Raw genomic sequence first — 13,376 nt, 5'->3', positions numbered from 1 at the left:
TGTACGCAGGCTGTGCGCATTTCCCTTTGCGCTTATCGTTCCCGGAACGCCAGTTCGCGAGTCTTGATGATGGGCTTGAGCAGGTAGTGGAGCACCGTCTTCTGGCCAGTCAGTACGTCGACCGTTGCCACCATGCCGGGCAGGATGGGCACCTGCACGGCGCTGCCGCCGGGCCGGTTGTCGCGGGTGCGCACGCGTACCAGGTAGTAGCTCTCGGGCCGCTCGCCCGGGCGCTCCGGCGTCAGCGTATCGGCGCTGATATGTTCGACCGTGCCCGGGAAGCCGCCATAGATCGAGAAGTCATAGGCCGACAGCTTGACCACCGCCGGCTGCCCCGGGCGCAGGAAGGCGATATCGGCTGGGCGCACGCGCGCCTCCACAAGGAGCGTGTCTTCCAGCGGCACGATCTCCACCAGGTCCATGCCGGGCTGCACCACGCCGCCCACGGTATTGACCTTGAGTTGCTTGACGATGCCGGCCAGCGGCGCGCGCACCAGGGTGCGGTCGACGCGGTCCTGCAGCGCGGTGTTGGTGGCGCTCTGCGCAGCCTGTTCGGCCTTGGCCTGGTTCAGTTCGCGCATGGCCTCGGCGCGGAAATGCGTGGCCGCCTCGTCAAGCTTCTGTTGGCTCTCGCGGTAAGCCGCCTCCAGGCGCGGCATGGCCAGCCGCGTGGCGTCGAGCTCGCCCTTCAGGTCGTTGGTCTGCCGCTCCAGCCGCAGCACGTCGACGTCGGACACCACGCCCTGCGCGACCATTGGCCGCATCATCGCCAGCTCCTGCGCCACGAGGCGATGGCTCTGCCGCAGTTGCTGCTCGCGCGAGCGCTTCTCGGTCAGTTCCTGGCGGCGTTGCTCTGACTGCTGGCGCAACACGGCCAGATTGGCTTCGAGCGCGCGCTTGCGTGATTCGAACAGCGAGCGTTCCTCAGCGACGAAGCGGCGGCTGTCGGCATCGGCGGCCGCACTGGCGACAAACACCGTGCCGGCGGCCTCGGCGCTCAGGCGTGCGATGCGCGCCACCAGCGCATCGTCCTTGGTGCGGCCCTCCTGGTACGAGGCAGTGAAGCGGGTATCGTCGATGCGCATCAGCGGCTGGTCCTTGTTCACGACCTGACCGGGGCGCACCATGATCTCGGCGACGATGCCTCCTTCGAGGTTCTGCACCACCTGCACCTGACTGGACGGGATCACCTTACCCTCGCCCACCGTCACTTCGTCCACGCGCGCGAGCGCGGCCCATGCCAGCGCCAGCACCACGAACAGCAGCGCGCACAACAAGATCCAGTGCGTGAACCAGCGTGGCCCCGCCACCGCTGCGGCCTCACGCTCGTCCATGAACGCGGTGTCGTCCGCGTGCGGCCGCAGCGCTGCGGTCAGGCGGCGCAGAAGACCCCGGGTCTCAGGCAGAGGCGACATGGAGCTTCCTTCCCGCGAGCGCATTCAGCACATCGGCCTTGGGCCCGTCCGCGACGATGCGGCCCTGGTCCATTACGATCAGGCGGTCGACAAGGCTCAGCAGCGAACCGCGGTGCGTCACCAGCAGCAGCGTGCGTCCACCCAACGCTGCGGACAGCCGTGCCTTGAACTGCTCTTCAGTGCGGTTGTCCATCGCGCTGCTGGGTTCATCCAGCAGCAGCACCGGCGGTTGCAGCAGGTCCGCCCGGGCGATCGCGATGGCCTGGCGCTGCCCACCTGACAGGCCTTCGCCGCGCTCGCCTAGCCGAAGGTCATAACCGTCCGGAAGGCGATCGATAAAGTCGCTGACGCCACCCAGTCTCGCCGCGCGCAGCACCGCCTCATCGTCGGCATACGGTGCGCCCATCACGATGTTTTCGCGCACGGTGCCGCTGAACAGCATCACATCCTGCGGCACGTGGCCCATATCGCGCCGCAGCGCTGCGGGATCAAGCTGGCGTACGTCTGCGCCATCGACCAGAACCGAGCCAGCCTCCGGTGCGTAAAGGCCCAGGATCAGCTTCTCGATGGTGGTCTTGCCCGAACCGATCCGGCCGATTACGCCCACGCGCTCGCCGCTGGCAATGCGGAACGACACGCCGTCCAAGGCGGCGCCATCGCGTCCCGGATAGCGAAAACTGACCTGCCGGAACTCGATCTCTCCGCGCAACGGCGGGCGGTGCACGAAATGCCTGCCGGGCGCGCGCTCGACGGGCAATGCCATCATCCGGTCGATGCCGGCCAGCGCGGTGCGCGCCTGATGGTAACGCGTGGTCAGCCCGGCCATTTGCGACAGCGGCACCAGCGCGCGCCCGGCCAGGATGGTGCAGGCGATCAGGCCGCCCATGGTGAGCCGGTCTTCGGCGATCAGGTAGACGCCAATGACCACCACGACCAGCGTGGCGGCCTGCTGCGCGAACAGGGACACGTTGATCACGCACGCTGACAGCAACCGTGCCCGCAGGCCCAGCTTTGCCATCTGCCCGACCACCTGCTCCCAGTTGCGCTGGGCGGCACCTTCGGCGCCAACCGTCTTGATCGTCTCGAGCCCGACCAGGGTTTCCACCAGCGCAGCTTGTCGCTGCGCCGCGCAGGCACTGCTGGCGCGCACCGCGCGCGACAGCGGTCCTTGTAAGGCCAGGCTGACGCCCAGCACCAGCGGCACCGTCAGCAGCGGCACCCAGGCGAGCGGGCCGCCGACCCAGAACATCGCGGCGATAAAGACCGCGGCAAACGGCAGGTCGATCAGCGTGGTGATGGTGGCCGAGGTCAGAAAATCGCGCACCGACTCGAACTCGTGCAACTGGCTGCTAAGGCTGCCTACCGATGCAGGCCTTGACCTCATCTCGATGCCCAGCACTTTGCCGAACACCGTTGCGGAAACCGTCACATCGATGCGCCTGCCCGCCACGTCGACAAAATATCCACGCAGCGTACGCATCGCCAGTTCGAACAGCAGCACCAGCCCCACTCCGATGGCCAGTGCCCACAGCGTCTCCAGCGCATGATTCGGCACCACGCGGTCATAGACGTTCATGGTGAACAGCGGCATGGCCAGCGCGAACAGGCTCAGCAGCAGCGAGGCGACCATTACCTCGCCATAAACCGGCCAGGATTGGCGCATCACACCCCAGAACCATTCACGGGGCGAAGGCGGCGCGCCATCGTGCGCGCCATCGTGCGCGGCATCCATGCGATGCGCAGGCCGGGCAAAGATGGCATGGCCCGAGTAGCGGTCCAGCAGGTCTTCTGTGCGCACAACCTGCTCGCCATTCCCGCACTCGGGCAGCGCCAGCATCAGCGTGCCCGCCTCGCCGCGGCGCAGCAGTACGCAGGCCTGTCCCTGGTCGAGCAGCAGGATCGCGGGCAGCACCAGATCAGGAATCTCTTCGAGTTTGCGCGGCACCAGCCGCGCTGACATGCCCGCGCGAGCGGCCGCCCGCGCGAATAGAGCCGGGGTCAGGCGATGGGATACAAGCGGCAGGCCGGCAAGCAGCGCCTCGGCCGACGCCGGCCGGTGGAAGTGATGGGCCAGCCAGAGCAGGCATTCCAGCAACGGATCGTCCGGACGCGCGTCGCGGCATGGCGGATCCGGCAAGTTCCAGCCGGTATCCCCGGCCCCCCGCGCAGGGATGGTGGCGGCGTGCATGGCCTGGGTCTCGCGCCTCAGCGTGCGCGCGCGCCGCGACGCCGCGGTGCGATATGGCATGGCGCCACCAGCCTGTCGCTGCGTGCCGCTGCCGCGCGCCATGCGCAAGGCGTGCGTAGATTGCATCCATCCATGGTGCCCCCCGGTCCCATTTGGTGTGACGTTTTTTGCAAGCGTATGCGACGGGGGTCTGTGCGCCCATCCTGCAAATGGCGCAACGCGGGCATCGGAGACGCCTGACAGCACCATCCGTATGGCGTTTCACAAATGCAACTGTTTGGGGGCAGAGCCGGTTGCGTGCGCTTCAGTGCACCGCCGGAACCACAACAGCGGCAGCCCCAGCAGCAACACAGGGCTGCGGCCAGCAAGGCACGGATCTCGATTTCCCTGCGTTCGGGCGCGGAACGGGCGCTCAGTTGCCGATCCCCCGCCGGGTCTCAATCTCTACTAGCGCGGCCGGGCCGACGAAACGATGCTACGTATTCGTGCGACCGCTTTCTGGCGCGGCCTGCTCATGCGCAACCGGCCAACTACGGCCACTCGACTGCGCTCTCAAGCCGACATTCGACTCTCGGCTTATTTCTGAAAGTGCTGCTTGGTCGCACAGACACTCAAGCGGCGGCCCCGGCTAGACAACGGCCCTTCGTACGTCAGTCGCACTCGTCGCGTCATCCGCCATTGCAGCTCACGCATACTGGATCCGGAAGCCGACCCTCAAGCCCCTGCCTTCTGAGGATTGGACCCCGCAGGAGTAAACTCTCCCAGAACGTGCTCAGCGCCCCGTCAGCCGAATGGAAAGATACGCGTCGATATTGACGCCAATTCAGGGTAACGAGGCAATGGCCTTGCAGGTGAAAGGCCAACCCACTGTAGGGAGGGCGAAATCATGAGGCAGTTATTCGCTGCGATGGTGTCACTTGCGGGCGTCGCCGACGCTCAGCCGAACCTCAAGTCCACCGTCCTCAGCCTAATTGCGGCTTTCATGCTTGTCTTGCAAGGGTGCGCGACTGCGCCGGCACGCCTGCCGGCCGTTCCCCGCGACCTGACAACAAAAGCTGAAATACCCGGCATGCCCGGGGTACGCTACGTCGCAGGGATCGATTCTCCACAACTCACCCAAGCAGCTTTTGAATCACTTAGGCGGGAACAGGATTACCGCGCACGGGAGGGGCACAAAGGGCCCATGCCTGCGGCGGTGTACGCCGCGATTTCGGGTGGCGGTGACAACGGTGCGTTTGCTGCCGGCCTTCTGAATGCATGGACGGAGACTGGGACACGACCGGTGTTCAAACTCGTCACCGGCATAAGCACTGGTGCGCTGATCGCGCCCTTCGCCTTTCTCGGGCCGAAGTATGATGCGACGCTGAAGGAGGTCTATACGACCCTCTCCCCAAAGGACGTTATGAAACCGCGCAGCTTTCTTGGGGGCGTGTTAAGCGACGGAATGGCCGATAACGCGCCACTGCTAAGGCTTACGCGAAAATCGGTGACCGAGGATCTGCTCAAGGAGATTGCCGCCGAGTACGCCAAAGGCCGCATGCTTTTGGTGGCCACTGCTGACCTCGATGCACGCCGCGGGATTATCTGGGACATGGGCAAGATCGCGAGCTATGGCGGGCCCAACGCATTGGACCTGTTTGTGAAGGTTATGGTCGCCTCCGCCTCGATTCCAGGTGGCTTTCCGCCGATGATGATTGACGTGGAAGTCGACGGCAAACACTACCAGGAGATGCACGTTGATGGCGGCATCGTCGCGCAGGTATTTGCCTACCCGGCGGTGATCCGCGTCAAGGAGGACGCGGCTTCAGTTGGCGTTAGCCGCGAGCGCACGCTCTATGTGATTCGCAACGCCCGACTCGACACGGAATGGGCGGAAGTCGAGCGCTCCACGATGAGCATTGCCGCTCGCGCGGTCTCCTCACTGATCCAAAGCCAGGGCATTGGTGACCTTTATCGTATCTATGCCACGGCGCAGCGCGATGGCGTTGATTTCAACCTTGGCTTCATCCCAGCGAGTTTCAACGCACCACACAAGGAGGAGTTCGACAACGAATACATGCGTGCCCTCTATGACACCGGTTATCAAATGGCGTTGAAGGGCTACCCGTGGGTTAAGGCACCCCCTGGATTCACATTGCCGAGCGCCGCCGCAGCGGCAAAATAGCGTGCGCAGCCGACGGGAAACGCACGGTGGTATTCGGCGGACGTACGACCTCGGAAGCTGCCGTTCGCTTAACGCGTGTCGAAGAGCCGAAGTGGGTCGACCTCGGAAAATTGCACTATCCCTTGCACCGTGGTTGAATCCGGGCTAAGTAAGAACAGCCGTCATGCGCCGGCGGGGTTGCTGGCCTTTGCGGCCCAGCGCTACTTGCCCCGCAGAGGCCAACGAATGGGTCTATTGGCTAGTGTACAAAACCCGCCTCCGCGGCCCGGACGAGCCGGCATAGCTTGCCGCCGGGCGCTCGCGAAGGTTTCAACGACTGGCACCGAGCCGATTACGGCGGGCCGTGGCTTTGCATTCATGCCATCCGGCGATAAAGTGGAAGCTGCTTCAACCAGCAAGGGGGCATGAAAAATGGTCAAATTTGGACGTTGGACCCGGACAGGGCCGATTCTGGCAGGAGTCGCTGGACTGCTGGTATTGTCGGGCGCTGCCCTGGCTACCGAACAATCGCAGCAGCGGCAACAAGGCCGAGATGCAAACCAGGCTGCCAAACAGAACGCGCGGTCCGGCAAGATCGACTGCAGGGCTGAAAACCAGAAGAGCAACGCTGAGTGCAGGCAGGACAAGCGCGACACAAAGCAAGAGGGTCGCCAGGAGAAACGGGAAACCAAGTATTGAAAAGACTTGAGCTTCTGCTGGCGATCACCTGGCCGGCTTGTTCCGCCTTGTGGGCACAATGGAATAGCCGGCCACTAGCTGCCCTTGTTTGAAGAGATCGTTACGTCCTTCTTCCTGGTCTTGTAGCTGCAGACGGGGAAGTTGGAGCAGGATCGGAACTGACCGTATGGGCCGGTCCACAAAACCAGAACTCCTTGGTTGTACGCGGGGCAACTCTCCTCTCGCATGGCTTCGCCTTCGGAGTAGGCGATTTGCACCGTACGGTCCTTAACCAGCTGGCGTCAGGGTCCAAAGCCCCGCCTAAGCTCACCAATCGGCGCAACGCCGGATAGGGGCAGCCGTGCTACAGGTTAGGCCATGCCGTGCCCAACCGTGCAAGCCATCAGTTCCCGAACCGCTCGGCCAGGACGCCGTGGCGCAGGCCGCGGTCGCTGACGGTCAGCGAACCCTGGCCGAGCTTGTCCATCACTGTCCTGACGATACACGCACCGGCCAGGATAACCTCCGCGCGCTTTGGTTGCAGGCCGACGATCGTACGGCGCTGCGCCGCGTCGCTCGTCCGGTACATCTCGATCTGGCGTTCGATTTCGGCGCGGTCGAGCACCGTGCCGTGGACGATATTTGGATCGTACGTGGCCAGCCCATGCTTGACCGCGGCGATGTTGGTGACCGCGCCACCCATCGCCACCAAGGCGTCCGGCGGCGGGCGTCCCTCAATCCGCGCCAGATCGTCGGCGATCACCCCGAGTGCTTCGCGCAGCACGTCAGGGGCGACCGTGCCGGCAAGCCCGAAGCGTTCCGTGTAACGCGCGGCACCGACCTCGACACTGAACCGCTCGTCGACGCGCGCATCCGTTCCGAACGTGAACTGCGTGCTGCCGCCGCCGGTGTCAAACACGACCAGTGTGCCCTCGGGCATGCGCAGCCCCGCCTTCACAGCGAGGTAGGCCAGTCTAGCCTCCTCCTCGCCCGGGATCACCTCGATCTGCAGCCCCGTTCGATCTTGAATTGCGTCAAGGACCGCCCCACTGTTGCGGGCGATCCGCAAGCCGGCCGTGCCGACAGCGATGATCGCCCGTACCCCGTTGCGTCTCGCTTTGCCGACCATGTCGGCGATCGCGCTCGTCGTCCGCTCGGCTGCTTCGGGTGTGATCTCGCCCGTCTCTTCCAGACCCTCACCCAGACGTGTCAACTCAGCGCCATCGACAATCGTTTGCCACGTTCCGCCGGCGCCACGTTCGCCGACATGCAGCTTGACCGAATTCGTGCCCACGTCGATGACTGCGTAGCGTTCGGGCGCATCGTCGAGCAGCGCGCGCAGGCCCAGCGCATAATTTGTGTTGATATAACCGCCAAGGCCGACCAAAGCAACGGCCGAGAGGACGGCGCTTGCGTCCTCGGCTTCGATCGCAATGGTGCGGCTGGCCCTGCCGTCCGCCCGCACATCGCTGAGTTCGGAGACGCAGCCGCCCACGGTGTAGCGGACACGGCGTTTGTGGACCTTCACGGGGCGCAACACCCCACTCGGCGCCACCAGTTCGCCGACGAACTGGTCGAGGGTGTAGGCGTCCCGTGCAAGCCGAGGCGTTGGAAGACCGACCGACGCGAACACCTTCGCCGCGTCCGCGGCGGGCAACGGGAAGGCCTGCTTCATGACCGGCTCCCAGCGCTCGAGACCGTTTTCGTCCACCTCCCGGAGCACCTTGATGTCCATGAGGTCGTCGCGCACCTTCACGTTCCCACCGGTGCCACCAAGGAAGTACAACTCGTCGCTCTCCTGCACAGCGCCCGGCGTCAACTCGGCGAACCGGGTCTCCGCAACCCCAAAATGGGTGCCGAATGTTCGCCACTCCCATCGCGGAACGATCATGGCCATGGAGGACCTCCTGGTGGCTGGCAGCGCCCGCGTTACGCGGGCAGGTGTTATGGCTGTGCTTCCTTGCAGACCCTCGCGAAGTATTCCAACGCCGTGCGGGTCTTGGTTTCCTGGGCACCCTGCGGGTCAAGACCGAGTTCCAAGAGATGCTTGTCGAAGGCCTCTCGTGCCTGGGCCGCCTTGTCCGGGAGCACTTTGATCGAGACCTCGACCAGGTCGTCGCCGTTGGGGAGTCTCCACTCTTCGACGGTCAGTTCATGGGGAAAGGTCTCGTGCTTCAGCTTCCAGCGCAGCACTCGAATGGGTCCCATGACGCAGAGCTTTCCGAAATCGACCGGTCCATTGTGAAACTCGCTCAGGAAGCGCTCCTGCTGCTTGGAAAAGAGCTTGTCGATGGCACGCTTTCCCTTTGCGACCTCGTCGATCTCATCCCGCTGCTGGATCTCCGTGAGGGATGCGGAGCAGACTATATGGTCGCCGACGCAATCGGCCTCCAGTTTGAACCCCTCCAGTCGCTGCCAATCCTTTAAGAGCGCAGTCGCCCCTACCGGACGGAACTTGACGGTGGAATCGTCGGCGTCGCCCTTGACGAGGCGGGCACGCAAAACGATACCTGCCTTGAGCAGATCCAGGTCCGGCGTGTCGTAGAAATAGACAAGTCGGATATCCGCGGTGTCCTCGTTGACCTGCATCGCGCGTTCCGCACGAAGCTCCTGATCGGGGCGGATCGTGACTTTGATCTCGACGGCATCCATCCCGGCCAAGGAATCCCCTGGCGGGTTCTGAGAGGTCATGATGGTGCTCATTCGCGAAGTCCTTTCCGATCGAACCGCCAACCGTGTCCCATCAGGCCTCGCCGCCACGGCACACAGTGAAGGCAAGTGGCTGCGACGATGCGATTTCAGGTGCGCGCCGTTAAAGTTGTCGGCACGCGCTAAGCGTTGCCTGCTCTGAGCGGCTGCAGCATGCCACAACGCGAGCGCTAACAGCTCATCCGCCAAATCCCGCACCTTGCCCGCTGCCTCTCTGTCACACTAGGTCAATGACACGCAGCGCACAAGGCTTCAGACTCCCTCGCTTCAGCGACTCAGTGCTCCACGCTTTTCGCTCCTGGTGGCCGGACAACAAGTGGGCCAGGATGTCGCCAATCCGAGGCCCGGCCAGGATTTGAAAATCTGCGAAGCCTCACATGTTTGCGACGGTACTAAACCGCTGACGCGGTAGTGCGAGTAAGCGAACGTTGTTGTCTGGCGCTATGTCAGGGACGCGACCTGAAGCTGGGACTGCGAGAAGCGGAGACCCGGGAGCAACATGGAAAGGCCCAACGGGCATTTCATTCACTGCTTCCAGGAGTTCCGCCATGACACCGCTTCGCGAACAGCGGAATACCACATTCAAGGTATTGGCGCAGGCCCCAGTTGCACCAATACTGTGCCCGGGCGGCTGCGATCTGCCCGCTACCACTTCCAGCCCTCAGCCACCCCGGCAGAGGGCTTTTTTCTTGTGATTTACAAAGCACTGTAGTTGGCTGCGGCGCGCATGAAGCCGCCTTGTGATCCAGTCTTGAAAGGCCATCCAGGACGACTCGGCCAGATCTGATGCCTGGAACGCAGCCAGGATTTCGGGTTGAATGCGCAGCGACAGCGCGACCTTGCGCGGCGCCTTTTGCGTGCCACGCACGCGGCGCGCCGCGGACGAATTCGAGTCGACTGTTTTCTGCGCCATGATGCTTCCTCCTGCATGCGGCGACGCGCATCAGCTTTTGCAGAACGGCCAGGCAGCCACCGGACTGTCGCGCACGGGCAAGCGGCGGCGGGCCGAAGCGATGGATGAAACCCCCACCTTTTCTCCGGCGAGATCACGATCGCGGATCGCCTAAATGGGATACTAGGATCGACCGGAATTGCTGTCCACGGTCACTCCGGTCCGATGTTACGGAGGTTAGGAACACGCAGCCGCCGGTCCGCCAGACGCCCTAAGCGGGCAAGACAGGCGCCAACTGAACTCTGCGGAGGGGGAGATAATTGCCTTAATGTGTTCTGATTTATCCTTATTCCTGCAACGATGAGGGCCTTTGATTGGCATTCTTCGGTGACGTGCCGCCGCCCACGCGGGTCGTCTTTGCATTGGGGTATTGCATAGCTACAAACGCGCGCGCCTCATCTTCGGAGTCGAAAGCATGGGCGTCACCGACCGAACCGTCATCGAAAACGGGCATAGCGAAGATGCGGCCGTTGATAGCGCTGCTGATTGCAATTTTTGAAATTTTCCGCATTTGTTAATGCCGTGGATTCATGAGTCAAAGCAGCAACCAGCTCAGGCGCGCTCTTGCCATGCGGTGCCGGTCGACTTCAGAAATTACCACGTCTGCATTAACTTACCGTGATGCGCAAACTTTTGACAGGTGCAAATTACATTCAGAATATTAGCTTTCGAAGCTAAGTAGGGGACTGCCTGAGCAGGTGGACACCGCATTCAGCGCATGCCGGACCCTACTAAATAGAGGGATGCGTCTGGCTGGGTTGCAAGTGATCATATGATCGCTGGCGGTTCCGCGACACGTCAGAGTACTTCAGCCCTCCCCAGCCCGGCGGAGGGCTTTCTTTTGGTCAGCGCGGAAACGACACGAGGGTCACAGAACTCCACGATCAACAGGACGGATCCCTGGGTGTAACATCGGCGGATCGGGCTTCAAGGGCAGCAAACTCCGACTTCCTCTACCATCGCGTGACCGGTGTTTCGGCCCGGCGCCGCGAAAGGCGCGCGTGGTCGACAAGTTCGGCATGCGCGCCGTCCTCATCGGGCCGCGTGCGACCCAATCCGAGGAGTTCAAGATCAAAGGTAGGAGTCCGCAAATCGCCGATGGACTCACATTACGACTTCTGCCCTGCCTTCGCACGCGCACTTGCGATCGCCGTGTCCCGCTCCTTCGCGGCGGCTTTCTTGGCCTCGTTGTACACGGCCTTCGCCTCCTTAACCTTTCGGTCATACTCCTTGCGGGCAGCTTGTTCGTCCATACGCAACTGGACGAGGCGATCCTCCGCCGGCTTCTCAGCGCCCCAGGCAGGCGATGCCATCACTGCCGCAAGCAGAAGGGTAGCCGCGATTATTTTCATGCATTGCTCCCGACTTATAAAGAAAGAAGAGGACGGGAGTAGGCCGCACGAAGCAGCGGCGAAATGTGTCATCGTCCAGGCCTTTGCACGTTGCAGCGATTGTTTACTTACGCTGCACACCTGACTATGCATGGGCAATACCACGGAACCGTGATCGAAAATGGCATTCGTGCGCACAGGGCCGCACGATCAACTGGGAACCGGTGTTGCCTGATTGCGGACTAATCCCAATACCTCTTCACGTGGAAAACAGTAACCTTTTCAGCAGCCTCACTTGGAGTCATCCTCGATCAGACACCGACCCTGCGAATGTTGAGACTGACATGCCCACACCGAAAGAATTGATGGATTCACCTCCGGATACCCGGTCGCTTTACCCTGCAACAGCCCTCTATGCTCGTGTCGATACGGTGGAGTTGACCGCGGCGGTGGCCTATGGCAACTGGTCGCCGGATGCTGAACTGGCCGCGCGGCTCGAATGTCCGATCCTCGCCCTCAATCCTCTCGCGTATCATTTTTTCGTCATGCCACCAGAGGCCACAGTCGACGGCCATGCGCTTGTGCGTGCCGTGCCGAAATAGCCCCTTCCCCCATTCCTCGGCTTGCGCCGAGTGAGCGCCCTTTTGATCGTGCGGTCGAGTTGTGGCTTTCGACTCAGTTCAATAAGCGCAACGTTATGGAACCCTATCGCCTGTGCCAGGAGGCATACCAGCGTCCCGTCCATCTGGCAGTACTCGGGGCGCAACGGCAGTTGCCAGCCATAAGAGTCATGCCCTGTGCTCGTTCAGTGTGCCGAGCGTGGCGAGCCCGAGCTGGCGCGCCATCGGCTGTACCACACCATAGGTGGCGAGCTCCGGGCCGATGATCGGGAACCTGCCGGGTCCCAATTGCGCGGGAGGTGGATCGACCGGCAGGACGCCACCAGTCGCCGTTGCAGGCGGTTCCTGTTGTGGTCCCACAATGAAATGAGAGCGCAAGAACCAGTCGTTTGGTCCGCTCCCGTCAGTGCCGCCCCTGAACAGCCGATAGTCGAAGGCGCCCGCGCGCAGTTCGCCCGGCAGGACAAATGCCTGCGTACCAGTCGTGGCGCCGTTGACTGCCTGCACGACCCGGATGCCGTTGCCCTGGGTCAGCGCACCGGTCAGCCCGGACGGATGCACGACGACCGTGCTCGTGCCACTGGTGGTGCCGCCGTCGAGCACCACGCGGCTTGATGGCGATGCGTCGGAACCGAGCAGCGTGTTGAAAACGACCTGTCCCTCGGGGTCGGCATAGCCGCCCCGGATGGTCAGTGCCCCATATCCCGTATCGCCGGCCACCGGATTGCCCGGCCAAACCACACCCTGATTTATCACATTGCCCACCATGCCGGATCCGGCCAGCGTACTGCCAGGCAGCACCGTCACAAACGAACGGATCGAGCCGTTGACGATCAGCGTGCCGCTTTGCACCATGGTCGGGCCGCTGTAAGTACGCCAGCGTCCCGTTATTGGTCACGTCACCGACGATGTTGCCGCTGGTTCCACCATTGCCGAGTTGCAGCGTGCCGGCACTGATGGTCGTATCACCGCTGTATGTGTTGTCCGCGGTGAATATCGTCGTGCCTGCGCCAAGTTGAGCGAGGGTACCGGTGCCGGAGATGACGCCGCCGAAGATCACTGTGTCTGCGCGGTTGAAGGCAAGCATGCCGTTATCGGTGACGTTGCCGGTAATGCTGCCAATGGTACCGCCGTCGCCGAGCTGCAGCGTGCCCGCGCTGATCGTCGTACCGCCCGAATAGGTGCTGTTTCCGGTCAAGGTCAGCGTTCCTGCACACCAGCAAACTGCTGCTGGAACCGAGGGTATTCAACGTAATACCGCGAAAGTTCAGATTTAATCCAGCGCCGGAGGAACTGATTACCTTGTCCTGCGCTCCCCCCGTCGTGGTGATCGTCAGATT

11 protein-coding genes and 1 pseudogene are annotated in these 13,376 nt (G+C 62.8%); 3 read left to right on the top strand and 9 right to left on the bottom strand.

The features are described from left to right. Positions 1-32 precede the first annotated feature (32 nt). Together LPA45_RS31365 and LPA45_RS31360 are read right to left on the bottom strand one after the other, a co-directional pair. Positions 33-1,415 carry an HlyD family type I secretion periplasmic adaptor subunit gene (locus LPA45_RS31365; RefSeq protein WP_317923078.1) on the bottom strand — a complete coding sequence of 461 codons (1,383 nt, stop codon included), beginning with the start codon at positions 1,413-1,415 and terminating at the stop codon, positions 33-35. Next, the gene (locus tag LPA45_RS31360; RefSeq protein WP_317923108.1) at positions 1,399-3,603 is read right to left on the bottom strand and encodes a type I secretion system permease/ATPase; all 2,205 of its coding nucleotides are present in this window, start codon (positions 3,601-3,603) and stop codon (positions 1,399-1,401) included. The genes LPA45_RS31365 and LPA45_RS31360 overlap by 17 nt, the downstream gene beginning before the upstream one ends. Before the next feature lie 886 nt (positions 3,604-4,489). Here LPA45_RS31360 and LPA45_RS31355 point away from each other — a divergent pair. Continuing rightward, positions 4,490-5,767, top strand: coding sequence for a patatin-like phospholipase family protein (locus tag LPA45_RS31355; protein WP_233528490.1), 1,278 nt, complete (start codon positions 4,490-4,492; stop codon positions 5,765-5,767). Positions 5,768-6,178: 411 nt separating this feature from the next. After that, positions 6,179-6,445 (top strand): hypothetical protein, encoded by a 267-nt coding sequence (locus tag LPA45_RS31350; RefSeq protein WP_116323937.1) that lies wholly within the window; start codon positions 6,179-6,181, stop codon positions 6,443-6,445. Between the two features lie 382 nt (positions 6,446-6,827). Here LPA45_RS31350 and LPA45_RS31345 read toward each other — a convergent pair whose 3' ends face one another. The 5 genes from LPA45_RS31345 to LPA45_RS31325 form a co-directional block, all read right to left on the bottom strand. Next, entirely contained in the window at positions 6,828-8,321 is a 1,494-nt protein-coding gene (locus tag LPA45_RS31345) for a hypothetical protein (RefSeq protein WP_317923079.1), read from the bottom strand. Positions 8,322-8,368: 47 nt separating this feature from the next. Next, entirely contained in the window at positions 8,369-9,127 is a 759-nt protein-coding gene (locus LPA45_RS31340) for a hypothetical protein (protein ID WP_116323940.1), read from the bottom strand. 667 nt (positions 9,128-9,794) lie between these two features. Then, positions 9,795-10,046 carry a hypothetical protein gene (locus LPA45_RS31335; protein ID WP_317923080.1) on the bottom strand — a complete coding sequence of 84 codons (252 nt, stop codon included), beginning with the start codon at positions 10,044-10,046 and terminating at the stop codon, positions 9,795-9,797. 325 nt (positions 10,047-10,371) lie between these two features. After that, the gene (locus LPA45_RS31330; protein ID WP_317923081.1) at positions 10,372-10,596 is read right to left on the bottom strand and encodes a hypothetical protein; all 225 of its coding nucleotides are present in this window, start codon (positions 10,594-10,596) and stop codon (positions 10,372-10,374) included. 598 nt (positions 10,597-11,194) lie between these two features. Further along, the gene (locus LPA45_RS31325) at positions 11,195-11,437 is read right to left on the bottom strand and encodes a hypothetical protein (protein WP_317923082.1); all 243 of its coding nucleotides are present in this window, start codon (positions 11,435-11,437) and stop codon (positions 11,195-11,197) included. 323 nt (positions 11,438-11,760) lie between these two features. Between LPA45_RS31325 and LPA45_RS31320 the strand changes: the two genes are divergently transcribed. Then, positions 11,761-12,018, top strand: coding sequence for a hypothetical protein (locus LPA45_RS31320; RefSeq protein ID WP_147316322.1), 258 nt, complete (start codon positions 11,761-11,763; stop codon positions 12,016-12,018). A 186-nt stretch (positions 12,019-12,204) separates the two neighbouring features. Here the strand turns inward: LPA45_RS31320 and LPA45_RS31315 are convergent, their stop codons facing one another. Continuing rightward, positions 12,205-12,891 (bottom strand): autotransporter outer membrane beta-barrel domain-containing protein, encoded by a 687-nt coding sequence (locus LPA45_RS31315; protein ID WP_317923083.1) that lies wholly within the window; start codon positions 12,889-12,891, stop codon positions 12,205-12,207. Between the two features lie 88 nt (positions 12,892-12,979). Beyond that, positions 12,980-13,240 (bottom strand): annotated as a pseudogene (locus tag LPA45_RS31310) (autotransporter-associated beta strand repeat-containing protein); the annotation flags it as partial. Positions 13,241-13,376 lie beyond the last annotated feature (136 nt).

The sequence above is a fragment of the Cupriavidus sp. Agwp_2 genome, from assembly GCF_040784895.1.
GTDB lineage: Bacteria > Pseudomonadota > Gammaproteobacteria > Burkholderiales > Burkholderiaceae > Cupriavidus.
Note: the sequence above shows the minus strand (reverse complement) of the source record. Positions and strands in the feature narration are given on the sequence as shown.